A 20,844-nucleotide genomic window follows, 5' to 3' on the forward strand; every position below is an offset into this window, starting at 1 on the left:
CGCCATCACCGCAGAGGAGGTTCACCATGATCTTCGAGATGCTCTGGCTCGGCAGCATCCTGCTGTGCGCCGGGCTGTATCTGTGGGGCTATGCCGCGAACCTCCTGCCGCGGCGCCGGCGCCTGCCGCACGCGCCCCGGTCCGCCGCCGGCAAGGAGAGAGCCCTGTGAATTGCCGTTCCCGATCCGGCCGTCCGATGGCCGTGCTGCTGATCCTCGCCGCGGCCGCCGGGCTGTCCGGCTGCGGCCTGGTGGCCCTGCCGGTCCGCACCACCAGCGCCGTGGTCAAGGTGGTGCCGGTGGCGGGCCATGTCGCCGCCGCGCCGCTGGATGCGACCGCCGACGCGATCGACTGAGGCGCGCGGCGCCCCGGCGCCCCTCAATCCATGTGCCACTGCAGCGGCAGCAGGAAGGGGAAGCCGGTGCGGCTGTCGATCTCGACCTTCATGATCGGCGCCATATATTCGCCCCAGCGCTTGTTGACCGGGTCGTCGCGCAGGGCGGCGATAGTGCGGTCGAGGTCGTCGGTCTCGAAATGGCCGAACAGGGCCAGGCCGTGCTTGAAGATCGAGTAGTTGCGGATCCCGGCCGCCTGCAGCGCCGCCACCATCTCCGGCCAGATCTCGTCGTGGCGGCGCTTGTACTCCTCCTCATAGCCGGGGCGGATCTCCAGGATCCAGGCGTGCTGCGTCATCGCGGTCTCCGTCGTCAGGCGGCGAGGTAGTCGTGCAGGATGCGGCCGGGCGCCAAAGTGAAGTCGGCGCGCCAGTAGAAGCCGTCGAGCATCTCCCGGACCGGCAGCCGGTAGACCGGCGCCTGGATGTTGGGGCGCAACTCGACCGTGCAGGGGCCGCTCCAGCATTCATGCACCGCCACCTCGGCCAGGCGGCGGGCGGTGAGCTGGCGGATCGCCGGCCGGCCGTCGATATGGTCGATCGCCTTCAGGTTGATGTTGGTGGCGAAGTCGAAATGCGTGGCCAGGCTCTCGATCCGGTCGCGCCGCTGCTTGTAGGCCAGCGTACCGGTGATCACGTCGATGCCGTTGCGGGCGACGGTGCCGACCCAGGCATCGCCGCGCGCCTCCAGCGTCGGGATGCCGGACTTCTTCGGCTGGCCGTGCACCTCGCGGCCATGGGCAACGCCGATGTCGGAGGACAGGAACAGGTAGGGCGAGTAGGACCCGGCCTCGCCGGTCCCGGGCAGCCGGCACCCGACCATGATGTTGGATTCGCCGTAGGGGCCGAGCCAGTCGGTGTCGTTCATCTTGTAGATATGGGCGAGCACCACGTCGCTGGTCGGCTCCAGCGGCGGCGGCAGCAGGCGCTCGACCGCCTCCGGGTCGGTGCGCCAGGCCAGGGTCAGCACCTCGACATCGCGGAAGCTGAAGGGAAAGGGCGGCACCATCGGCGCGTCCCAGGGGGTCGAGAAGCCGCCTTGCAGGATCTGCTCGACCGTCAACCGGCGCCCGGTCATGCCAGCCACCCCCGCACCTGGTCGCGCAGACGGATCGTCTCGGTCAGCACGTCGTCATAGAGCGTCGCCATGTAGTCCTGATGCACATATTCGAGCGCGAGGTGGCCCTGGAAGCCGGCGTCGCGCAGGGTGGCGAGCTGAGCCTCGACGTTGATCGTGCCCTCATGGCCCTTGGCCTGCAGCTCCCCCGGCCGGGCCTGGCGCAGATGCACATGGGCGGCGTGGCGGGCCAGCGGGTCGATCTCCGCCTGCCGGTAGCCGAGGCAGACGAAATGGGCGTAGTCGAGCGTGAGCTTGAGCCCCTCGACCCGGCCCAGCAGTTCCTCGACCAAGGCCGGGGTTTCGAGGAAGGAGTGGACATGCGCCTCGATCGTCGGCGTCACGCCGGCCTCGAGGGCGATCGGCACCAGGGCGTTGAGCGAGCGGGCCGATTCCTCCAGCGCCTGCGCCCGCCCCTGCCCCGGGTTGCACACGCCGGGCAGGACGAAGATGGTGTCGATCTCCGCCCGGGCGCAGAACTGCACCGCTCTCCGGAAATCCGAGAGGTTGCCGTCGCGGTGGCGCGGGTCGGCCAGGTTGCGGTCGGACAGGCTGTCGCCGAACAGGTGATAGAAGCTGGGCACATGGATGCCGAGCGCCCGCACCATCTCCGCCATCCCGTCCGGATCGGCCAGCAGCGCCGCCTTGTCGAGCGCCGGGGCGTAGAAATAGCCGAGGTCGAGCGCGCCGATGCCGAGCGCCCGGGCGATGCCGGCTGCCTCGTGCAGCGAACAGGCGCGCAAGGACCAGGAGGTAAGCGAAAGCTGCATGGGTCACACCCTCTCGACATGGCCGCTGGCGGCGGAGCGGTACATGGCGTCCAGCACCTCGACCGCGCGCATCCCGACCTCGCCCGGCGCGTCGTTCTCGACATCGCGGCCGAGGCAGAGGTCGACGAAGACATCGACCGGCCGCTCGCAGCCATAGGCGCCGTCGCCCGGGGCCATCGGCATGATGGTGTCGCGGCCGTCGCGGCGCCGCACCTCCAGGCGCTCGCGCTCGATGTCGAGCAGCAGGAGGCCTTCCGAGCCGTAGATCCGCAGGTCGATATGCGGCCCGCGATGCTTCGGCACGGTGGAGGCGCCGGACAGAGCGGCGGTGGCGCCGCCCTCGAACCGCACCGTGGCGGCGTCGTAATAATCGACGCCGGTCGGCGAGGCGCCGGTCATGGCGAAGACCTCGCGCGGCGCCAGGTCGGCGATGCGGAACAGGAGGCCGAGCGCATGCACCAGCTGGCCCCAGCCATAGCCGCCGGCGCGCTTCGGGTCGGCCCAGGTCGAGGGCGGCGGCCGGAACATGTGGTCCCGGGTCTCGACCATCGGCTGGCCGGCGAACAGGTCTTCCAGCGCCGAGCCCATCTGCAGTACGACATGCTGGACCGAGCCGATCTCGCCATCCGCCACCAGCCGGCGCGCCTCGCGCACCCAGGGCAGGAAGTTCCAGCCATACGGGACCAGGATGGCGCGGCCGGCGCGGCGGGCGCGGGCGACCAGGTCGCGGGCGTCTTCGGCGCGGGTCGCCAGCGGCTTCTCGACCAGCACATGGCAGCCGCGGTCGAGCGCCGCGGTGGCGTGCTCGTGATGCAGCACATGCGGCGACGCCACCACCACCCCGTCCGGCTTCACCCGGTCGAGCAGCTCGCGATAGTCCTCCGACCCCTCCGGGATGCCGAAGCGCTGCTGCAGCGCGGCCAGCTCGGCGGCGCCCAGCCGGTTGACACCGACCAGCTCGCAATCGGGATTGCGCTGCAGCACCGGGATGTGGTTCTGCGCCGCCCACCAGCCGGCGCCGACCACGGCGATCCGGGCTTTCCTGCTCATCGCGCCTTCTCCATCGCCGCCAATGTGGTCTCGTAGACGCTGGTCATGTGGCGCCGCATCGCCTCCCCCGCCTGCGCGGCGTCGCGGGCGTCGAGCGCCGCCAGGATCGCCTCATGGTCGGCGAAGCTGCGCTCCAGCACGCCCGGCGTTTCCGAGGCGATGCGGCGATACTCCATGCCCAGCACGAAGAACGAGCCGCCGACCCGCTCCAGGAACGGGTTGCCGGAGGCGGCGTAGATGACGCGGTGGAACTCCATGTCCGACACGCGGAAGCCGACCGGGTCGCGCAGCACGCTGCGCTGCACCGCCAGCAGGCCATGCAGCCGGGCCAGCGCGGCGGCGTCGATCCGCTCCGCCGCCAGCCCGGCGATGGTGCCCTCGACCAGGATCCGCGCCTCGTGCAGCGCGTCGACCGTCGGCGCGTTCAGCTCCAGCAGGAACTGCAGCGGCGCCAGCAGATCCGACGCCTCCAGGGCCGTGACATAGACGCCGCCGCCCTGCCGCATCTTGACCACGCCCAGGATCTGCAGGCCGCGCAGCGCCTCGCGCACGCTGGGCCGGCTGACCTGCAGGATCTGCGCCAGCTCGCGCTCCGGCGGCAGCTGGTCGCCCGGCTTCAGGCTGCCGGTGCGCACCAGCTCCATCAGCTTCTTCGCCACCTGCTCGGCGACCGACTGCCGCTCGATCGGGGCGACGGTGTCGAGGCCGGCGACCACGATCAATCCCCCGCCGCGCGGCTGCGGATCTGGTCGAGGCTGACCGCCAACAGCAGCACGATGCCGCGGGTCACGTCCTGCCAGAAGCTGGAGACGTCGAGCAGCGTCAGCCCGTTGTTCAGCGTGCCCAGGATCAGCACGGCCAGGAGGGTGCCCCAGACGCTGCCCCGGCCGCCGAACAGGCTGGTGCCGCCGAGGATGATGGCGGCGATCACGGTCAGCAGGTGCTTGCCTGCCGCGTCCGGCGCCGCCGCGCCCAGCATCGCCGCCAGCACCAGCCCGGCGACGGCGCCGCTGATGCCGGACAGGACGTAGAGCGTGATCTGGGTGCGCGCCACCGGCACGCCGACCAGGCGGCTGGCCTCCGGATTGCCGCCGGAGGCGTAGACGAAGCGGCCGAAGCGGGTCTTCGCCAGCACCACCCACAGCGCGCCATAGCACAGCAGCATCAGGATCAGCGGCACGGGGATGCCGAACAGCCTTCCGCTGCCGATCCAGTTGAAGCCGGGCACCATCAGAGGCTTGGTGAGCCCGCCGGTCATCACCAGGGCGCTGCCGGTGATGATGCTCATGGTCGCCAGGGTGACGATCAGCGGGTTCAGCCGCAGCCCGGTGGTGAAGATGCCGTTGATGAGGCCGATCGCGGCGCCGAACAGGATCGCCGCCACGGCCGCCACCCAGATGTCGAGCCCGAGCCCGTGCAGCAGGGCCAGCACCACCCCGGTCAGCCCGGCCACGGCGGCGACCGAGAGGTCCAGCCCGCCGGCGATGATCAGCGGCGTTCCGGTGGCGGCCATCAACCCGATGAAGGCGACGTTGGAGCCGATGCTCATCATGTTGTTGAAGGACAGGAACCAGGGCGACAGCAGCGAGAAGGCGACCAGCAGCGCCACGTAGAACAAGAGCAGCACCGCCACGCCGGACCAGGACCGGCCGAGCGCGCCGCGGGCAAGGCCCCGGGCGCGGCGGGGAGTGTCGATCGTGGTCATGCCCTCAGATCCCCGTTCTCCACCGCCGGCGCGCTGGCCGCCGCCATCAGCTCCGCCGGCTCGCGGCCGCGCGGGAGTTCCGCCACTGCCCGGCCGCGGTCGAGCACGATGGCGCGGTCGCTTAAGCCCGCCACCTCCTCGACATCGGAGGACAACACCAGGATCGCCCGGCCGGCATCGGCCAGCCGCCGCAGCTCGGCATAGATCTCGCGCCGGGCGCCGACATCGACGCCGCGGGTCGGCTCCTCCAGGATCAGCAGGCGCATGCCGTCGACCAGCCAGCGGGCGATGCAGACCTTCTGCTGGTTGCCGCCGGACAAGGTGCGCAGGCGCTGCTCGCTGCCGCGGGTGCGGATGCCGAGCTGGCCGATCCAGCCCTCGGCGTGCCGCCGCTCCGCCGCCACATCCATGAACGGGCCGGTGCGGAAGCGCTCCAGGAACGGCAGGGCGATGTTCTCGCGCACCGTCAGGTCGGCGACGATGCCCTCGCGCTTGCGCTCGGCCGCGATGAAGCCGATGCCGGCCGCCTTGCCGGCCTGCGGGCTGCGTGGCGCATAGGGGGCGCCGCCGATCGCCACCCGCCGCGCCGCGACCGGCCCGAGCGCGCCGTACAGCGCCCGGCCCAGACTCTCGACCCCGGACCCGACCAAGCCGAACAGGCCGACGATCTCGCCGGCGCGGACGGTCAGGTCGACATCCTCGATCTCGCCCGGGATTTGCAACCCTTCGACCACCAGCACGGCCTCGCCCGGCGGGGCCGCGGGGCCCGAGCCGTAGAGGTCGTCGACCACGCCGCCGAGCATGGCGCGCAGCACCTCGGCCGGGGTCGCCTCACTGGTGCGGAAGCTGCCGGCGTTGCGGCCGTCGCGCAGCACGGCGATGCGGTCGGACACCTCGAACACCTCGGACAGGTAGTGCGAGATGTAGATCACCGCGACGCCCTGCGCCTTCAGCCGGCGGATGATGGCGAACAGGGTCGCCGCTTCCTGCTCGGTCAGCGACGCCGTCGGCTCGTCCATGATCAGCACGCGCGCGCGGCCCGCCAGGGCGCGGGCGATCTCGACGATCCGCTGCTCCGGCACGCTCAGGCCCTTGACCCGGGCGGCGGGGTCGATGCCGGGATAGCCCAGCTGCTGCAGCAGCTCCTCCGCCTGCCGGCGCATCGCCGCCGTGTCCACCACCCGGAAGCCGGGGCCGGCCCGCATCGGCAGGTCGCCGATGCAGATGTTCTCGGCCACGGTCATGTCCGGGATCACCGAGATCTCCTGCGGCAGCAGGCGCACCCCGGCGGCGACGGCCTGGCGCGGCTGGTCGAAGCTGACCTCGGCGCCGTCCAGCCGCACCGTCCCGCCATCGCGGCCGTAGCTGCCGGCCAGGATCTTCACCAGCGTCGACTTGCCCGCGCCGTTCGAGCCGAGCAGGGCCAGCACCTCCCCCGCCGCGACCGTCAGCTCGACCTCGCGCAGCACGTCGACGCCGCCGAAGGCCTTGCGGATGCCGCGCATCTCGAGACGGGGAGCGGTGTCGGTCATGCGGCCGTCACTCCTTCGGGATCAGGGTCTCGTAGCCCTTCAGCTCCTCGAGCCCGCGCAGGCTGGCGAGGTGCTTGCCGAAGGCCTCCTGCGGGAATTTGTAGTCCAGGACCTTGGCGTCCTTGGCGCAGGCGGTGTCCGGGTAGAACTCGCAGATGTTGGCCTTGGTCACCATGACGTGGTTGACCAGCACCGCCGGCGGCAGGGCCTTGCCGGCCAGAGTAGCGAGGGCGATCGGGATCAGGTAGTTGCCGTAGCGCTCCGGGAAATAGCCGACCGAGGCGACGAAGCGCGGCTCCTTCGCCAGGGTCTCGGTCTCGTCCGCGCCCATGCCGACGACGATGGTGTCGGCCTCGCGCCCGGCCTGCTGGGCGGCGCGCAGCATGCCGGTCGCCGCCTGGTCGTTGATCGCGGTCACCATGATCGGCACCCCGGCGGGAATCCGGCCGATCAGGTTGCTCATCTGCTGGAAGCTCTCCTGCAGCGTGTTCTTGGTGTCAATTTTGAGGATGTGGTCGGCCGGGAAGTTCGGCAGCTCGGCCTGGAAGCCGGCCACCTGGCCGCCGGTGCGCATCGCCGGGATGGCGCCGGACTGCGGCAGCTCGCCGACCACGAGATAGCCCTGCGCCACCTTGTCGGCGCCGTATTCGGCGACCGCCGCCTGGGCCAGGTAGGACCCGCCCATGAAGCCGGAGCGCGGGTTGTTGGCGCCGAAGAAGGTGGCGTTCGGCATCGGGATGTCGATCGCCGCCACCTTGATGCCGGCCGTGTCGAACTGGTTCATCACCGCCGGGCCGAAATTCACGTCGGTCTGGAATTCGATGACGAAGTCCGCGTTGCGGCGGACGAAGCTTTCGGCATTGGCCAGGGCGGTCGGCCCGTCCAGCCGGTTGTCGGCGACGGCGAGCTCGACCCCCGCGGCGTCGGCATTGGCCTTGATGCCGCCTTCGACCTTCACCCCGAAGGAGATGTCGCGCTGCAGATTGGCGAAGCCGATGACGTAGCCGGAGCCGTTGCGCGGCGGCGTCGCCGCCTTCGCGTCGGCCACCATGGCCTTGAGCTGGTCGGCCGACAGCATGGCGCCGGAGAAGGCCCCCGGGTCGAAGCCGTGGAAATCCTGGGCCCGGGCTGTGGCGCCGGCGGCAAGCAGGGCAATGGCGGCGATGGCGAAACCCCGGAAGCGGTGCGCGCGGATCATCCCTTTCCTCCCCTCAATTCCGGTCCACTGGTAAATTGGACAGGCCAATTCTTTTCAGGCATCGTAGTGTCGGTTCTGCCGCCCTGGCAAGGGTGTTCGGAACCGGGACGAAGGAGCCGCCGAAGCGGCCGGTGGGAGGAGACCAATGCGCATCCAGGGCATCACCCCGATCGTGCTGCGCTATCCGGAGCCGAACGACCACGGCAACATCCGGCACACCGTGCTGCTGCGGCTGGAGGCCGAGGGCGGGCTGACCGGCTGGGGCGAATGCATCGCCATGTGGCCCGAGGCCTGCCGCGCCGTGGCCGCGCTGGTCCAAGGCGGCTTGGCCGATGTCGTCGCCGGCATGGATGTGCGCGAGCCCGATTCGGTATGGCAGGCGCTCAAGCGGCACACCTGGTGGTATGGCGAAGGCGGCCTCGCCACCATGGCGCTGGCCGGCATCGACATGGCGGTGTGGGACGCCTGCGGCAAGGCGGCCGGGCTGCCGCTGTGGCGCCTGTTCGGCGGGCGGGTGCACGAGGCGCTGCCGGCGATCGCCAGCATGCATGTCAACCGCGCCACGATCGAGGAGGGCGCGGCCGAGGTGGCGGGTCATATCGGCCGCGGCTTCAAGGGCGCCAAGCTGGGCTTCGGCAAGCGCGGCCTGTCGCGGGTCGGCCAGGACCCCGGACACGATGTCGACTATGTCCGCGCGGTGCGCCAGGCCGCCGGTCCGGCCGCCCGGCTGATGGTCGATATCGGCAACGGCGTGCGCTGGGACGCCGCCACCGCGATCGCCACCGTCCGCCGCTTCGAGGCGCACGATATCGACTGGGTGGAGGAGCCGCTGCATCCCGACGACCTGGACGGCCTGGCCCGGTTGCGCGCCGCCGTCACCACCCGGATCGCCACGGGCGAGCGGGAATGGACCGTGGCCGGTTATGCCCGGCTGATCCGCACCGGGCTGGTCGACGTGCTGGGCGTCGACCCTGCCCGGGCCGAAGGCATCACCGGCTTCCGCAAGGTGGCGGCGCTGGCCGAGGCGGCGCGCATCGCCGTCAACGCCCATGCCTGGAGCACGGCGGTGACCAGCGCCGCCAGCCTGCACCTGTCGGTCGCCAGCCCGGCGGCGCGGCTGTTCGAGCTGAAGCCGTTGGAAAACCCGATGCAGCACGAGCTGGTCGACACGCCGATCTGGCACCGGGACGGGCTGGTGCGGCCGCCAGAGGGACCCGGCCTGGGCGTCGAGCCGCGCGCGGCCTGCATCGACAAGTATCGGCTGCCGCTGTGACGGAGCGACCGGACATGACCGACGATCTGGGCCTGGCGGGCCGCATCGCCATCGTCACCGGCGCGGCCAGCGGCATCGGCCGGGCGACGGCGCTGCTGCTGGCCCGGCTGGGTTGCGTCGTCACCGCCGCCGACCGCGACGCCGCCGGGGCGGCCGAGACCGCACAGCAGGGCGCGGACGGCCGGATCGCGCCGGCAGTGTTCGACCTGGCCGATCCCGCCGCCTGCCGCGAGCTGGTCGACAGCGCCGTGCAGGCCTATGGCCGGCTGGACATCCTGGTGAACGCGGCGGCGCTGATGATCCGGCAGCCGATCGACGAGGTCGGCGACGACGCCATCGACCGGCAGATGCGGGTCAATGTGGCCGGCCCGTTCCATCTCTGCCGCGCCGCCCATGCCGCGATGGCGCCGCGGGGACGCGGCCGGATCGTGCTGTTCGCCAGCCAGGGCGCCCACACCGGCGGCTATGTCGGCTCCGCCATCTATGCGGCGACCAAGGCCGGGGTGATCGCGCTGGCCAAGTCCTTCGCCCGGGCCTGGGCGCCGGAGGGGATCACGGTCAACGTCGTCTCCCCGGGCGCCGCCGACACGCCGATGCTGCGTGACGGCGTGGCTCCCGACGCCCTCGCCCGCTTCCTCGCCACCATCCCGCTCGGCCGCGCCGCGACGCCGGAGGAGGTGGCGCGCTGCGTCGCCTTCCTGGCGAGCGACTGGGCCGGCTACGTCACCGGCCACACGCTCGACGTCAATGGCGGCCAGCTGATGCGCTAGCCGTTCCCGCCACCCTCCGGACACCATCATGACCGCATTGCGCATCGCCGATATCCGCACCTACCTGATCGAAGGCACCGGGGATGGCGGCGACTATCACCGCCAGAAGGGCGGCCACTGGATCATCGACACGCTGATCGCCAACCCGATGTCGGGCTATGCGCCCTACAAGGCGTCGCGGCTGAGCTGGGGCATCGACGTCCTCGGCTCGATCCTGGTCGAGATCGAGGACGACCAGGGCCGCATCGGCTTCGCCACCGGCTTCGGCGGACCGCCGGCCTGCTGGCTGATCGAGAAGCACTTCCGGCGCTTCCTGGTCGGCGCCGACCCGCGCGACCTGAACCTGCTGTGGGACCAGATGTTCCGCGCCAGCCTGTTCTACGGCCGCAAGGGGCTGCCGCTGGCCACCATCAGCGTGGTCGACCTGGCGCTGTGGGACCTGGTCGGCAAGATCCGGCAGGAGCCGGTGTACAAGCTGATCGGCGGCCGGACCAAGCCGGAGCTGAGCTTCTACTGCACCGGCCCGCTGCCGGCCGAGGCCAAGCGCATGGGTTTCTGGGGCGGCAAGGTGCCGCTGCCGCACGGCCCCGCCGATGGCCGCGAGGGCGTGCGGGCGAACCGCGAATTCCTCGCCGGGCACCGCGCCGCCGTAGGCCCGGACTTCCCGCTGATGGTCGATTGCTACATGGCACTCGACGTGCCGTACACGGTCGAGCTGGCCACCGCCTGCGCCGATCTCGGCATCCATTGGTGGGAGGAGGTGCTGCACCCCGATGATGTCGAGGGCTATGGCCTGCTGAAGCGCGCTTTGCCCGCCACGCGCTTCGCCACCGGCGAGCATGAATATTCCCGCTACGGCTTCCGCCGGCTGATCGAGGGCCGGACGATCGACATCCTGCAGCCGGACGTGATGTGGGCCGGCGGCCTGACCGAGCTGCTGCGCATCGCCGCCCATGCGGCGGCCTATGACATCCCGGTGGTGCCGCATGGCAGCGGTCCCTACAGCTACCACTATGTGATGTCGCAGCCGAACGCGCCGTTCTGCGAGTATGTGGCGAACAGCCCGGACGGGCGCAGCGTGCGGCCGGTGTTCGGCAGCCTGTTCCGCAACGAGCCGGTGCCGCAGGACGGGCGGCTGGACGTCTCCGACGCCCCCGGTTTCGGGCTGGAGCTCAATCCGGACGCGCCGCTCCGGCGGTTCGACGCGTCCGTGCTTTGATCGAAGTCAGGCGGCCGATCAGCGGCCAGGCCAGCATGGCGAGGCCGAGCGTGGTGATGCTGCCGACCAGGGCGTTCGACCAGAACACCGACAGGTCGCCGCCGGACATGATCATCGACTGGCGGAACGCATCCTCGGCCTTGTCGCCCAGCACCATGGCGAGCACGAGGGGCGCGATCGGGTAGTCCAGCTTCTTGAAGACGTAGCCGACGATGCCGAAGGCCAGGACCAGCCCCATGTCGAAGGGCGAGTTGGCGACGGTGTAGGCGCCGGCGAAGCATACCACCACGATCACCGGCCCGATCACGGCGAAGGGGATGCGGAGGATGGCGCTGAACACCGGCACGGTCGCCAGCACCAGGGCGACGGCGACGACATTGCCGAGATACATGCTGGCAATCAGGCCCCAGACGAAGTCCGGCTGGTCGATGAACAGCATCGGGCCGGGCGTCAGGCCCCAGATCATCAGCCCGCCCATCATCACCGCGGCGGTGGCCGATCCGGGCACGCCCAGCGCCAGCATCGGCAGGATGGCGCAGGTGCCGGCGGAATGGTCGGCGGCCTCGGGCGAGACGATGCCGGCCGGGTCGCCCTTGCCGAAGCCCTCCTTGCGCCGGGCGAAGCGCCGGGCCAGGCCGTAGCTCATGAAGCTGGCGGCGGTCGGCCCGCCCGGGGTGATGCCCATCCAGCAGCCGACCAGGACGCTGCGCAGCAGCGCCAGCCACTGCCGCGGCAGCTCGCGCATGGCGCGGCCGACATCGCGCAGCCCGACCCGGGCGCGGATGCCGTCGAAGCGCAGCCCCTCCTCCATGGTCAGGATCAGCTCGCCAATGCCGAACAGGCCGATCACCGCGACCAGGAAGCTGATGCCCTTGATCAGGTCGGCGAGGCCGAAGGTCAGGCGCAAATTGCCGGAGACGGTGTCCATCCCGACCGTGGCGAAGGCGAAGCCCAGCATCATCGACACCACGGTCTTCACCGGCGACCCGCTGCCCATGCCGACGAAGGAGGCGAAGGCCAGGAAGTAGACGGCGAAGAATTCCGGCGAGCTGAAGCGCAGCGCGAACTGCGCCACCCAGCCGGACAGCAGCGTGATGACCACCACCCCGGCCAGGGCGCCGAAGCCGGCCGACAGGAAGGCCAGGGTCAGCGCCCGCGCCGCCTGGCCCGCCCGAGCCATCGGATAGCCGTCGAAGGTGGTGGCGACCGAGGACGGTTCGCCCGGGATGTTGAACAGGATGGAGGTGGTCGACCCGCCGAACAGCGCGCCCCAATACATGCAGCTGAGCAGGATGATGGCCGAGACCGGGTCCATGGCGAAGGTCAGCGGCAGCAGCAGCGACACGCCGTTCGGCGCGCCGAGGCCGGGCAGCACCCCGACCAGGATGCCGAGCATCACGCCCAGCACCATCAGCATCAGATGGTAGCCGCTGAGCACCGTGCCGAAGCCGTCGACGAGATGGGCGAGGTTGTCCACGGGGGATCTCCGGATGTCAGGCGAGGCCGAGCCAGGCCTCGATCGGACCCTTCAGCAGCGGCACCTGGAACCAGGTCTCGAACACCAGCCACAGCAGCACGGCGACGCCGAGCCCGACCGGCACGGCGCTGCGCAGCCGGTAGCCGCCCTGCAGCGCCATCACCCCGATGAGGTAAAGGGCAGAGGCGACGTAGAGGCCGAGCGGCAGCGACAGCGCCACGAAGGCCGCCATCGGCCCGAAGAAGGCGGCGACCCGGCGCAGACGGACGGCGTCGAGGAACACCGCGCCGTCGCGCGCCCGCAGCGCCTGGACCAGGGTGCCCAGGCTGCCGGCGACGATGATCAGGCCGACGGCGAAGGGGAAGGTCCCGGGCTCGGGCCCCGCCTCGTTCCAGCCGATGCCGCTCTGCAGCCCGCCAACCGCGACCGCGGCACCGACCGCACCGGTGGCCGCGGCGGCCGCGCATTCCATGCCGAAGCGGGAGATCCCGCCGGTCTCAGGCTTGTCCATGACCGCACTCCCAGGTGGTCAGCCGGCGAGCCAGCCCTGCTTCTGGTAGACCGCGCGCACCCGGTCCTGTTCGGCGCGGATATAGGCCTGCCACTCGTCGCCGGTCAGGAACCGGCCGCTTTGCGAGCTCTTGGCCAGGTAGTCCTGCCATTCCGGCGTCTCGCTGACCTTGCGCAACAGGTCGGTGTAGAAGGCGGTCGCCTCGGCCGGCACGCCGCCGGGCAGCCACACGGCGCGCGGCATCTGGTAGCTGTCGATCGGGATGCCCTCGTCGCGGCACAGCGGGATGTCGGCCCAGCCGAGATCGCCGGACACCTTCGGGCCGGCCGGCAGGCGCTGCATGGCGAAGACGCAGAGCGGCCGCACCATGCCAGCCTGCCACTGGCCGCGATTCTCGTTCGGGTTGTTGGTGTTGCCGTCGATATGGCCGCCGGCCAGCTGCACCGCGGCCTCGTTGCCGCTCTTGAACGGGATGTAGGTGAAGCGGGCGCCGGTGGCCTCGCCGACCATGCTGACCAGGGTCTGGTCGACATCCTTGGACTGGCTGCCGCCGAATTTGAGGGGCGTCTCCTTGGCCGCGGCCAGCAGCTCCGCCGCCGATTTGTAGGGCGCCTCGCCGTTGACCCACAGCACGAACTCGTCCATCGCCATCGCCGCCACCGGCGTCAGGTCCTCCGGCGCATAGGGCAGGTTGGCGACAAAGGGCAGCAGGTATTCGTTGTTGGTGCCGAACACCAGCTTGTGCGGGTCGCCGGCAGCGCCCTTGCCGTAGACGAAGCCCTCGGCGCCGCTGCCGCCGCCCTTGTTGCTGACGATGATCGGCCTGTCCACCAGCTTGTGCTTGACGATGATCGCCTGCACCGCACGGGCGAAGCTGTCGGTGCCGCCGCCGGGGCCGGAGGTGACGACGAATTCGATCGGCTTCTGGGGTTCCCAGGCCTGGGCGGCGGCGGCCGGCAGCAGCGCGGCCAGTGCCAGGGTCAATGTCTTGAGCATCTTCGTTCTCCTCCCTTTGCTTGTGATTGACGGGCCGGATCAGCCCGGCGCGGCGTGCCTGCGCGCCGCCATCCGGGCGGCCAGCAGCACCGCGGCGCGGCTGGCGCCGATATCGGCGATGCCTTCCCCGGCGATGTCGTAGGCGGTACCGTGGGCGGGGGTGCAGATCGGGAAGGGGAAGCCGCCGAGCATGGTGACGCCACGGTCGAAGCCCATCAGCTTCATCGCGATCTGCCCCTGGTCGTGATACATCGTCAGCACCGCGTGGCAGCCTTCCTTCGGCGCCCGCAGGAAGACGGTGTCGGCCGGATAGGGGCCGACGACGTCGAGGCCTTCCGACGCCGCGGCGCGGACCGCCGGGCCGATCACCTCGATCTCCTCACGCCCGAAATTGCCGCCGTCGCCGGCATGCGGGTTCAGCCCGGCCACCGCGATGCGCGGCCGGTCGATGCCGGCGGCGCGCAGGCAGCCGGCGGTCAGCGCCAGCTCGGCCCGGATGCCCTCCGCCGTGATCGCCGCGGCCACGGCCGAGAGCGGGATGTGCGAGGTGACCCGCGCGTTCCAGATCGTGTCCAGGATGTTGAATTCTCGGGCCGCACCGGACCAGCCGATGGCATCCGCGACGAAGCGGATCTCGTCGTCGTAGCCGGGCGTGGCGTAGCGCATCGCCTGCTTGTTGAACGGGGTGAAGCAGACGGCGTCGGCCCCGCCGGCGGCGGCCAGCTTGAGCGCACGGCGGAAGTTCTCGGACGCGAACTTCCCGCCGGCCAGCGTCGCCTCGCGCGGCGTCACATCCGCCGGGTCGAGATGGCGGAGGTCGATCAGCACCGGCCGGTCACCAGGGGCCTTCGCCTCGGTGGCCACCTCGAGGTCGAGTTCCACGCCGGCCGTCCGGGCGCCGGCGTCGAGGATCCTGCGGTCGCCGAACACCACGAAGCGGACGGCGGCGCGGATCTCGTCCAGCGCCAGCAGCCGGGCGGTCAGCTCCGGGCTGATCCCGGCGGGATCGCCCATGGCGAGGGCGATGACGGGACGGCGGATGTCGGGCTGGGCTGCCACGGTGCTCCCCAAATCTTCTTGCTTCTGAGGGCACGGTAGCAGCCATGCATGCACACATCAAGCATGCTGCACTCTGCATGCAGAATGCTGAGATTGACCTCGGCAGGACTTATTCGCCATGCTTGGCTCCGCCGGCGATGCCGCCGACGGGGTGCGAGGACGGGATGGAACTGTTGCAGGACGCGTTGGCCGATAGCGGCCCGATCGCCCGCCCGTCGCTGCACGACCAGATCGTCGGCCGCATCCGCGACATGGTGATCGAGGGCGTGCTGCCATCCGGCGCGCGCATCCACGAAGGGCAGCTGGGGGCACAGCTCGGCGTGTCGCGCACGCCGCTGCGCGAGGCGTTGAAATACCTCGCCAGCGAAGGGCTGCTGGACCTGGTCCCGGGCCGTGGCGCCGTGGTCAAGCGCTTCTCCGCCAAGGAGGTGCAGGACATGCTGGCGGTGCTGGGCCTGCTGGAGGCCGAGGCCGGCCGGCTGGCCTGCGCCGATGCCTCGGATTCCGGCATCCGCGAGGTCCGTGGCCTGCACGACCGGATGCTGCAGCACTACAAGCGGCGCGAGCGGCTGGAGTATTTCAAGCTGAACCAGGCCATCCACTCCGCCATCCTGCGCCTGTCCGGCAACGCGGCGCTGGTGACGGTGCACGGCATCCTGCAGTCGCGGCTGAAGCGGATCCGCTTCATCGGCAATGGCAGCGAGGAGAAATGGGCGGCGGCAGTGGCCGACCACGAGGAGATGATCGCGTCCCTCGAGGCCAGGGACCCGGAGCGTCTGGCCGCGATCCTCAGCCGCCACATGGCGGAGAGCTGGAACCGGGTTCGCGACGCGATCTGACCACCCTGCCCTCGTCCGCTGTTACGAGACGACGGCCTCCACCTCGATCTCGACCTCGTAGTCGCCGACCAGGGCGCCGGCCTGGACCAGGGTGTTGGCCGGCTTGATCGCGCCGAACACCCGGCCATGGGCGCGCGACACCGGCTCCCATTTCGATGCATCGCGCAGATAGATGCGGCTGCGCACGACATCCTCCATCGAGCCGCCGAGCGCCGTGATCGAGGCGGCGATCTTGTCGAGGATGTAGGTGGTCTGCGCCCCGGGGTCGCCCGGCGCGACGCAGCGGTCCCCGCCATGGGTGGCGGTGGTGCCGGAGACGCGGATCGTGTCCTTCACCCGCACGGCGCGGCTGTAGCCGGCGATCGGCTCCCACACGCTGCCGGAGGAGACCCGCAGCCGGTCCGGCCGGCCGGGCACCGGCTCGGCCGTGAAGATCGACGGGATGGCGTCGAGATGGTGGCTGAGGTCGCCCGAGGCGGTCAGGTAGGGCGGGCGGCGATATTCGTCGCCGCAATCGCCGGGGATCGGCGTCGCCACGGCGAAGGCGCCCTCGAGCCGCCCCCGGTCCTCGGCGTCGAGGGCGAAGCCGAAGGCCTTCAGGTTGTCGGCACGGTGCTCGCTCTCGCCCAGCCTTGCGCCGATGATGGCCGCGGCGACGGCCTCATGCTCCAGAACCCAGCGGGTCGCGACATTGGACAGGGAGACGCCGTGCTTCCTCGCGACGTCGGCGGCCGCCTGCAGGATGCCCTGGAACACGTCCCAGCCGCCGGCCGCGTCGATGAAGCGCTTGTATTTCGAGCGGCTCCAGTCCGGCATCGCCGCGGGTTCCGGCCGGCCAAGCCACTTGTCCGAGAGGAAGCCGCCGCACAGCGTGCCATAGGCCAGCAGCTTCACGCCCTTCGCCCGGCACAGATCGGACAGGGGCCCCGCGGCCCGGCGGTCGACCAGCGAGAACGAGACCTGGTTGGTCAGCACCGGCACGCCGTCGCCCAGGGCCACGGCCAGATGCGCGGCGTCGAAATTGGTGACGCCGATCGCGCCGATCAGCCCCTCCTCCCGCAGCCGCGCCATCTCGTGCAGCGCGTCGAGCCAGGCCGGATGCTCGAAGGTCCACCAGTGGAACTGCAGCAGGTCGACCCGGTCGACGCCCAGCCGGTCGAGCCGGTCCTGCACGCCGCGGCGGACCACCTCGGCGGTCATCGCCCCCGGCTCCGGGCACCATTTGGTGAAGGCGACCGGCCGCCCGTGGCCCTTGCCGTGGCGCGCCAGCAGCCGGCCGGTGATCAGCTCGGCGCTGCCGTAATGGTCGGCCATGTCGAATGTGTCGAAGCCGGCCCGGGCATAGGCGTTGAGCGCATCGGCGCCGCGCTCGGGGTCGAGCGGCGTGCCGTCCTTCTCCAGGTCGGCCACCTGCCACAGACCGCAGACCAGCCGGCTGATCGAGAGGCCGGGGCCGAGATCGATACGCTCAGGGGTTTCCGGCACGGGACGTCTCCTTGATGGTCCGGCGCGACAGCCGGCCGAGATGGCGCGACACCACCCGGTCCTCGCCCAGCATGCCGCGCGGGCGCAGCAGCAGGACGGCGCAGAGCGCGACGCCGATCATGACGATCTGCAGCGCGGCGGCGCGCGCCTGCTGGTCGGGCGGGAACAGGGCCGAGATGGCGCCACCCGAGGCCGCCCACAGGCCCCAGACGAAGACCGCGCCCAGGATGGCGCCGCGGTTGTTGCCGGAGCCGCCGACGATCAGCATCGCCCAGACCTGGAAGGTCAGCCGTGGCAGGTAATTGTCCGGCGCGATGAAGCCGATGAAATGGGCCTGGGCCGCTCCCGCCAGCCCCATGATGCCGCCGCCGATGGCGAAGGCCTGCAGCCGGAACGCCCGCGCGTTCTTGCCGAGGGCGCGGGCCGCAGTCTCGTCCTCGCGGATCGCTCGCAGCACCCGGCCCCAAGGGCTGCGCACCAGCCGCTCCAGCGCGAGATAGAGCCCGAGGACCACCACGGCCAGCACGCCGAGATTGGCCAGGCCGAACAGCAGCGGGTCGCCGGCCATGTCAGCGAAGGGCCGCGGGATGAAGCCGATGCCGAACGGACCGCCGGTCACCGAGACCAGGTTGAGGGCGCAGAGCTGCACGGTGACGGCGACGCCGAAGGTGGCGATCGCCAGGTAGTCGGCGCGCAACCGGATGGTCAGCGCCCCGATCAGGAAGGAGATCAGGGCCGCGGCCAGTGCCCCGCCCAGCCAGCCGACGACGATCGGCAGTCCGAACCCGCCCAGGCGGTCGGGCGCGTCCGGCGTGGTCAGCAGCGCCGAGACATAGGCGCCGATCGCAACGAAGCCTGCGACGCCGACATTGAACAGCCCGGTCTGACCCCATTGCAGGTTGAGGCCGAGGCACATCACGGCATAGGTCAGCGCCATGGTCAGGAAGAAACAGCCATAGGCGACCAGCTCGACGCTCATTCCGCCCTCCCGAACAGGCCCTGCGGGCGGACCAGCAGCACCAGCACCAGCACGACGAAAGCGATGGCGGCGCGCCATTCGCCGCCGACCAGCGGCACGGCGACGGCCTCGGCCAGGCCGACGACCAGCCCGGCCAGCATGGCGCCAGGCACACTGCCGATGCCGCCCAGGATCGCCGCGGCGAAGAGCGGCAGCAGCAGGTCGAGCCCCATCTGCGGCCGGATCTGGACCAGGAGCCCGGCGAAGATACCGGCGATGGCGGCCAGCCCCGCCCCCATCAGCCAGACGGTGCGGACCACACGGCGGACATCGATGCCGACGACACCGGCCAGCTGCGGATTCTCGCTGACCGCGCGCATCGCCCGGCCGGTCGCGGTCCGGGTCAGCATCAGGTGCACGGCGAGGACGAGAATCGAGGCGACGCCGAGCGACAGCAGCTGGTCCGGCGTGGCCCGGAGGCCGCCGCCCAGCTTCACGGCGATCTGCAGCGCCTTGGTGTAGTAGGCGGGCTTCGAGGTGAAGATGAATTCCAGCAGGCTGCGCAGCGTCAGCGCCGCGCCGAAGCTGGCCATCACCAGGATGATGATGCTGCTGCGCCGGTCGCGCAGGCGGCCGAACAGCAGCCAGTCGACCAGCAGCGCCAGCCCGCCGGTCAGCGCCACCGAGATCAGCGCCGCGATCGGCAGCGCCCAGCCGAAGGAGAACGGGCCGATCGGGGTCAAGAGCCCACCGGAGACGCTGCCGAGAGCGCCGGCGGCGGCCAGGGCCGCATAGGCGCCCCAGGACAGCAGCTCGCCATGGGCGAAATTGGCGAAGCGCAGGATCGAATAGGTCAGCGTCACGCCGATGGCGCCGAGCCCGATCATCGCGCCGGTGATCAGCCCGTCCATGATCACCTGCGGGGTCATGGCGCGGCCCCGTGTCGGCGGGCGCCGAGATAGAGCTCGGCCACGATCGGGTCCTCGGCAAGCCCGGCGGCCGGCCCCTCGTGCCGCACCTGCCCCTCGACCAGGATCACGGCGCGGTCGGCGATGGCCAGGGCCGCCTTCACATTCTGCTCGACCAGCACGATGGTGACGCCGGCCCGGTTGATCGCCTGCAGCCGGGCGAAGACCTCGGCCACGATCTTCGGCGACAGGCCGGCCGAGGGCTCGTCCAGGATCAGCACCGACGGCTCGACCACCAGGGCGCGGGCCACCGCCAGCATCTGGCGCTGGCCGCCCGACAGCTGGCCGGCCCGCAGCGACGGCCGTGCGGCGAGGTCCGGGAACATGGCGTAGAGGTCGGCGATGCGCCGGGCGCGCCGGTCCTTCGGCAGGATGTCGGCCGCGGCGCGCAGATTGTCGTGGATCGACAGCGTGGCGAAGATGTTCTCGGTCTGCGGCACGAAGGCCAGGCCGTGGCGGATCTTCTCATGCGCCGGGACGAGAGTGATGTCGGTGGTCCCCAGCGCCGCCGTGCCGGAATGGACCGGCACCAGCCCGGCGATCGCCTTGACCAGGGTCGACTTGCCGGCGCCGTTCGGCCCCAGCAGCACCACCAGCTCCCCGCCCCTCACCTGCAGGTCGACGCCGCGCACGATCGGCAGGTCGGGCTCGTAGCCGGCGACGAGGTCCCGGGTCGAGAGGGCGGGCTCCATCACGCCACCCCGCCGAGATAGGCGTCGACCACGGCCGGGTTGCGCGCGATCTCGGCCGGTGCGCCTTCGGTCAGGTAGCGGCCTGAGGCCATGACCACCACCCGGCCGCACAGCCGCGCCACCATCTCCATATTGTGCTCGATCAGCAGGATCGACCGGCCCTGCCGGTTGAGCTCGATGATCCGGTCGATGATCAGCTCGAGCAGCGTCGGGTTGACCCCGGCTGCCGGCTCGTCGAGCAGGATCGCCTGCGGGTCGGCCATCAGCACCCGCGCCAGCTCCAAGAGCTTGCGCTGGCCGCCCGATAGAACGCGCGCCGGCTCGTGCTCCAGATGCGACAGGGTGACGAAGTCGAGCAGCGCCCGCGCCTTCGCCACCGCCGCACGTTCCTCGGCGGCGACGCGGCCGGGCCGGACCAGGTTCAGCCAGATCCGCTCACCCGCCTGCTTCTGGCCGCCGGTCAGCACATTCTCCAGCACCGTCATCTCGGCGAAGGGCCGCGGGATCTGGAAAGTGCGGGCGACGCCATGGGCGATGCGCTGCTCCGGCCCCCGGTGCGACAGCGCGCGGCCGGTGATCCGGATCGTCCCGGCGCTCGGCGCCAGGCTGCCGGCCAGCAGGTTGAACAGCGTGGTCTTGCCGGCGCCGTTGGGGCCGATCAGCCCCAGCATCTCGCCGCGGCCGAGCGCGATCGACATGCCATCCACCGCGCGCAGGCCGCCGAACTGCTTGACCAGGTCGCACCCCTCGATCACGGGCGCGCCGTTAGAAGCGTTCGGGGCATGTGCGGCTGGCTGCATCCGCCTCGGACCAATTTTGATCGGTGATGTT

At 71.0% G+C, this 20,844-nt stretch carries 23 protein-coding genes; 6 read left to right on the plus strand and 17 right to left on the minus strand.

The genetic code is table 11. From position 1 onward, the window contains the following. The first annotated feature begins 26 nt into the window (after positions 1–26). Both FFK22_RS42710 and FFK22_RS42715 read left to right on the plus strand, forming a co-directional pair. Entirely contained in the window at positions 27–170 is a 144-nt protein-coding gene (locus FFK22_RS42710) for a hypothetical protein (RefSeq protein ID WP_186002298.1), read from the plus strand. Between the two features lie 26 nt (positions 171–196). Then, positions 197–355 (plus strand): DUF6726 family protein, encoded by a 159-nt coding sequence (locus FFK22_RS42715; RefSeq protein WP_186002299.1) that lies wholly within the window; start codon positions 197–199, stop codon positions 353–355. A 23-nt stretch (positions 356–378) separates the two neighbouring features. Here the strand turns inward: FFK22_RS42715 and FFK22_RS04460 are convergent, their stop codons facing one another. Genes FFK22_RS04460 through FFK22_RS04495 form a run of 8 tightly spaced genes read right to left on the minus strand, consistent with a single transcriptional unit; the run spans position 379 to position 7,766 of the window. Further along, positions 379–693: an L-rhamnose mutarotase gene (locus tag FFK22_RS04460; RefSeq protein ID WP_138890438.1), complete on the minus strand. Its 315-nt coding sequence runs from the start codon at positions 691–693 to the stop codon at positions 379–381. Between the two features lie 14 nt (positions 694–707). After that, positions 708–1,472, minus strand: coding sequence for an acetoacetate decarboxylase (locus FFK22_RS04465; RefSeq protein ID WP_138890437.1), 765 nt, complete (start codon positions 1,470–1,472; stop codon positions 708–710). Next, on the minus strand, positions 1,469–2,281 hold the full coding sequence (locus tag FFK22_RS04470; RefSeq protein WP_138890436.1) for a sugar phosphate isomerase/epimerase: 813 nt from the start codon (positions 2,279–2,281) through the stop codon (positions 1,469–1,471). Before FFK22_RS04470 ends, FFK22_RS04465 begins: the two co-directional genes overlap by 4 nt. A gap of 3 nt (positions 2,282–2,284) precedes the next feature. Beyond that, on the minus strand, positions 2,285–3,331 hold the full coding sequence (locus FFK22_RS04475; RefSeq protein ID WP_138890435.1) for a Gfo/Idh/MocA family protein: 1,047 nt from the start codon (positions 3,329–3,331) through the stop codon (positions 2,285–2,287). Then, positions 3,328–4,047 carry a FadR/GntR family transcriptional regulator gene (locus tag FFK22_RS04480; protein WP_138890434.1) on the minus strand — a complete coding sequence of 240 codons (720 nt, stop codon included), beginning with the start codon at positions 4,045–4,047 and terminating at the stop codon, positions 3,328–3,330. Before FFK22_RS04480 ends, FFK22_RS04475 begins: the two co-directional genes overlap by 4 nt. A gap of 2 nt (positions 4,048–4,049) precedes the next feature. Next, a complete protein-coding gene (locus tag FFK22_RS04485) occupies positions 4,050–5,036 on the minus strand; it encodes an ABC transporter permease (RefSeq protein ID WP_138890433.1) in 987 nt (328 codons plus the stop codon). After that, positions 5,033–6,568, minus strand: a complete 1,536-nt coding sequence (locus tag FFK22_RS04490) for a sugar ABC transporter ATP-binding protein (protein WP_138890432.1) — start codon at positions 6,566–6,568, stop codon at positions 5,033–5,035. The genes FFK22_RS04485 and FFK22_RS04490 overlap by 4 nt, the downstream gene beginning before the upstream one ends. A 7-nt stretch (positions 6,569–6,575) precedes the next feature. Beyond that, on the minus strand, positions 6,576–7,766 hold the full coding sequence (locus tag FFK22_RS04495; RefSeq protein ID WP_138890431.1) for a substrate-binding domain-containing protein: 1,191 nt from the start codon (positions 7,764–7,766) through the stop codon (positions 6,576–6,578). 145 nt (positions 7,767–7,911) lie between these two features. On the opposite strand from FFK22_RS04495, the gene FFK22_RS04500 reads away from it, so the two are divergent. The 3 genes from FFK22_RS04500 to rhmD are packed head-to-tail and all read left to right on the plus strand — an operon-like array spanning position 7,912 to position 11,028. Further along, a complete protein-coding gene (locus FFK22_RS04500) occupies positions 7,912–9,039 on the plus strand; it encodes a mandelate racemase/muconate lactonizing enzyme family protein (protein ID WP_221938382.1) in 1,128 nt (375 codons plus the stop codon). A gap of 14 nt (positions 9,040–9,053) precedes the next feature. Beyond that, a complete protein-coding gene (locus tag FFK22_RS04505) occupies positions 9,054–9,809 on the plus strand; it encodes an SDR family NAD(P)-dependent oxidoreductase (protein WP_138890430.1) in 756 nt (251 codons plus the stop codon). A 28-nt stretch (positions 9,810–9,837) separates the two neighbouring features. Next, positions 9,838–11,028, plus strand: a complete 1,191-nt coding sequence (gene rhmD, locus FFK22_RS04510; RefSeq protein ID WP_138890429.1) for an L-rhamnonate dehydratase — start codon at positions 9,838–9,840, stop codon at positions 11,026–11,028. On the opposite strand, the gene FFK22_RS04515 is transcribed toward rhmD, so the two are convergent. The 4 genes from FFK22_RS04515 to FFK22_RS04530 are packed head-to-tail and all read right to left on the minus strand — an operon-like array spanning position 10,982 to position 15,071. Continuing rightward, a complete protein-coding gene (locus FFK22_RS04515; protein WP_138890428.1) occupies positions 10,982–12,505 on the minus strand; it encodes a tripartite tricarboxylate transporter permease in 1,524 nt (507 codons plus the stop codon). The genes rhmD and FFK22_RS04515 overlap by 47 nt on opposite strands. 16 nt (positions 12,506–12,521) lie before the next feature. Beyond that, positions 12,522–13,016 (minus strand): tripartite tricarboxylate transporter TctB family protein, encoded by a 495-nt coding sequence (locus FFK22_RS04520; protein ID WP_138890427.1) that lies wholly within the window; start codon positions 13,014–13,016, stop codon positions 12,522–12,524. A gap of 18 nt (positions 13,017–13,034) precedes the next feature. Then, positions 13,035–14,012, minus strand: coding sequence for a tripartite tricarboxylate transporter substrate binding protein (locus FFK22_RS04525; RefSeq protein WP_138890426.1), 978 nt, complete (start codon positions 14,010–14,012; stop codon positions 13,035–13,037). A 39-nt stretch (positions 14,013–14,051) separates the two neighbouring features. Beyond that, positions 14,052–15,071: a 4-hydroxythreonine-4-phosphate dehydrogenase PdxA gene (locus tag FFK22_RS04530; RefSeq protein WP_221938383.1), complete on the minus strand. Its 1,020-nt coding sequence runs from the start codon at positions 15,069–15,071 to the stop codon at positions 14,052–14,054. 164 nt (positions 15,072–15,235) lie between these two features. On the opposite strand from FFK22_RS04530, the gene FFK22_RS04535 reads away from it, so the two are divergent. Further along, positions 15,236–15,910 (plus strand): GntR family transcriptional regulator, encoded by a 675-nt coding sequence (locus FFK22_RS04535; protein ID WP_138890425.1) that lies wholly within the window; start codon positions 15,236–15,238, stop codon positions 15,908–15,910. A 21-nt stretch (positions 15,911–15,931) separates the two neighbouring features. Here FFK22_RS04535 and FFK22_RS04540 read toward each other — a convergent pair whose 3' ends face one another. The 5 genes from FFK22_RS04540 to FFK22_RS04560 are packed head-to-tail and all read right to left on the minus strand — an operon-like array spanning position 15,932 to position 20,813. Next, positions 15,932–17,395 carry an aldo/keto reductase gene (locus tag FFK22_RS04540; protein ID WP_138890424.1) on the minus strand — a complete coding sequence of 488 codons (1,464 nt, stop codon included), beginning with the start codon at positions 17,393–17,395 and terminating at the stop codon, positions 15,932–15,934. Further along, positions 17,379–18,374 (minus strand): branched-chain amino acid ABC transporter permease, encoded by a 996-nt coding sequence (locus FFK22_RS04545; protein WP_138890423.1) that lies wholly within the window; start codon positions 18,372–18,374, stop codon positions 17,379–17,381. The genes FFK22_RS04540 and FFK22_RS04545 overlap by 17 nt, the downstream gene beginning before the upstream one ends. After that, entirely contained in the window at positions 18,371–19,282 is a 912-nt protein-coding gene (locus tag FFK22_RS04550; protein WP_138890422.1) for a branched-chain amino acid ABC transporter permease, read from the minus strand. The genes FFK22_RS04545 and FFK22_RS04550 overlap by 4 nt, the downstream gene beginning before the upstream one ends. Further along, complete coding sequence (locus tag FFK22_RS04555) at positions 19,279–20,013, minus strand: ABC transporter ATP-binding protein (RefSeq protein WP_138890421.1); 735 nt, start codon at positions 20,011–20,013, stop codon at positions 19,279–19,281. The genes FFK22_RS04550 and FFK22_RS04555 overlap by 4 nt, the downstream gene beginning before the upstream one ends. Next, positions 20,013–20,813 (minus strand): ABC transporter ATP-binding protein, encoded by an 801-nt coding sequence (locus FFK22_RS04560; RefSeq protein WP_138890420.1) that lies wholly within the window; start codon positions 20,811–20,813, stop codon positions 20,013–20,015. The genes FFK22_RS04555 and FFK22_RS04560 overlap by 1 nt, the downstream gene beginning before the upstream one ends. Between the last annotated feature and the right edge of the window lie 31 nt (positions 20,814–20,844).

The sequence above is a fragment of the Mycobacterium sp. KBS0706 genome, assembly GCF_005938675.2.
Classification (GTDB): Bacteria; Pseudomonadota; Alphaproteobacteria; order DSM-16000; family Inquilinaceae; genus Inquilinus.

Bases quoted from the DNA above. Each gene is read 5' to 3' on its own strand.
- FFK22_RS42710 (WP_186002298.1), top strand. From the start codon at position 27: ATGATCTTCGAGATGCTCTGGCTCGGCAGCATCCTGCTGTGCGCCGGG.
- FFK22_RS42715 (WP_186002299.1), top strand. From the start codon at position 197: ATGGCCGTGCTGCTGATCCTCGCCGCGGCCGCCGGGCTGTCCGGCTGC.
- FFK22_RS04460 (WP_138890438.1), bottom strand. From the start codon at position 693: ATGACGCAGCACGCCTGGATCCTGGAGATCCGCCCCGGCTATGAGGAG.
- FFK22_RS04465 (WP_138890437.1), bottom strand. From the start codon at position 1,472: ATGACCGGGCGCCGGTTGACGGTCGAGCAGATCCTGCAAGGCGGCTTC.
- FFK22_RS04470 (WP_138890436.1), bottom strand. From the start codon at position 2,281: ATGCAGCTTTCGCTTACCTCCTGGTCCTTGCGCGCCTGTTCGCTGCAC.
- FFK22_RS04475 (WP_138890435.1), bottom strand. From the start codon at position 3,331: ATGAGCAGGAAAGCCCGGATCGCCGTGGTCGGCGCCGGCTGGTGGGCG.
- FFK22_RS04485 (WP_138890433.1), bottom strand. From the start codon at position 5,036: ATGACCACGATCGACACTCCCCGCCGCGCCCGGGGCCTTGCCCGCGGC.
- FFK22_RS04490 (WP_138890432.1), bottom strand. From the start codon at position 6,568: ATGACCGACACCGCTCCCCGTCTCGAGATGCGCGGCATCCGCAAGGCC.
- FFK22_RS04495 (WP_138890431.1), bottom strand. From the start codon at position 7,766: ATGATCCGCGCGCACCGCTTCCGGGGTTTCGCCATCGCCGCCATTGCC.
- FFK22_RS04500 (WP_221938382.1), top strand. From the start codon at position 7,912: ATGCGCATCCAGGGCATCACCCCGATCGTGCTGCGCTATCCGGAGCCG.
- FFK22_RS04505 (WP_138890430.1), top strand. From the start codon at position 9,054: ATGACCGACGATCTGGGCCTGGCGGGCCGCATCGCCATCGTCACCGGC.
- rhmD (WP_138890429.1), top strand. From the start codon at position 9,838: ATGACCGCATTGCGCATCGCCGATATCCGCACCTACCTGATCGAAGGC.
- FFK22_RS04520 (WP_138890427.1), bottom strand. From the start codon at position 13,016: ATGGACAAGCCTGAGACCGGCGGGATCTCCCGCTTCGGCATGGAATGC.
- FFK22_RS04525 (WP_138890426.1), bottom strand. From the start codon at position 14,012: ATGCTCAAGACATTGACCCTGGCACTGGCCGCGCTGCTGCCGGCCGCC.
- FFK22_RS04535 (WP_138890425.1), top strand. From the start codon at position 15,236: ATGGAACTGTTGCAGGACGCGTTGGCCGATAGCGGCCCGATCGCCCGC.
- FFK22_RS04545 (WP_138890423.1), bottom strand. From the start codon at position 18,374: ATGAGCGTCGAGCTGGTCGCCTATGGCTGTTTCTTCCTGACCATGGCG.
- FFK22_RS04550 (WP_138890422.1), bottom strand. From the start codon at position 19,282: ATGACCCCGCAGGTGATCATGGACGGGCTGATCACCGGCGCGATGATC.
- FFK22_RS04555 (WP_138890421.1), bottom strand. From the start codon at position 20,013: ATGGAGCCCGCCCTCTCGACCCGGGACCTCGTCGCCGGCTACGAGCCC.
- FFK22_RS04560 (WP_138890420.1), bottom strand. From the start codon at position 20,813: ATGCAGCCAGCCGCACATGCCCCGAACGCTTCTAACGGCGCGCCCGTG.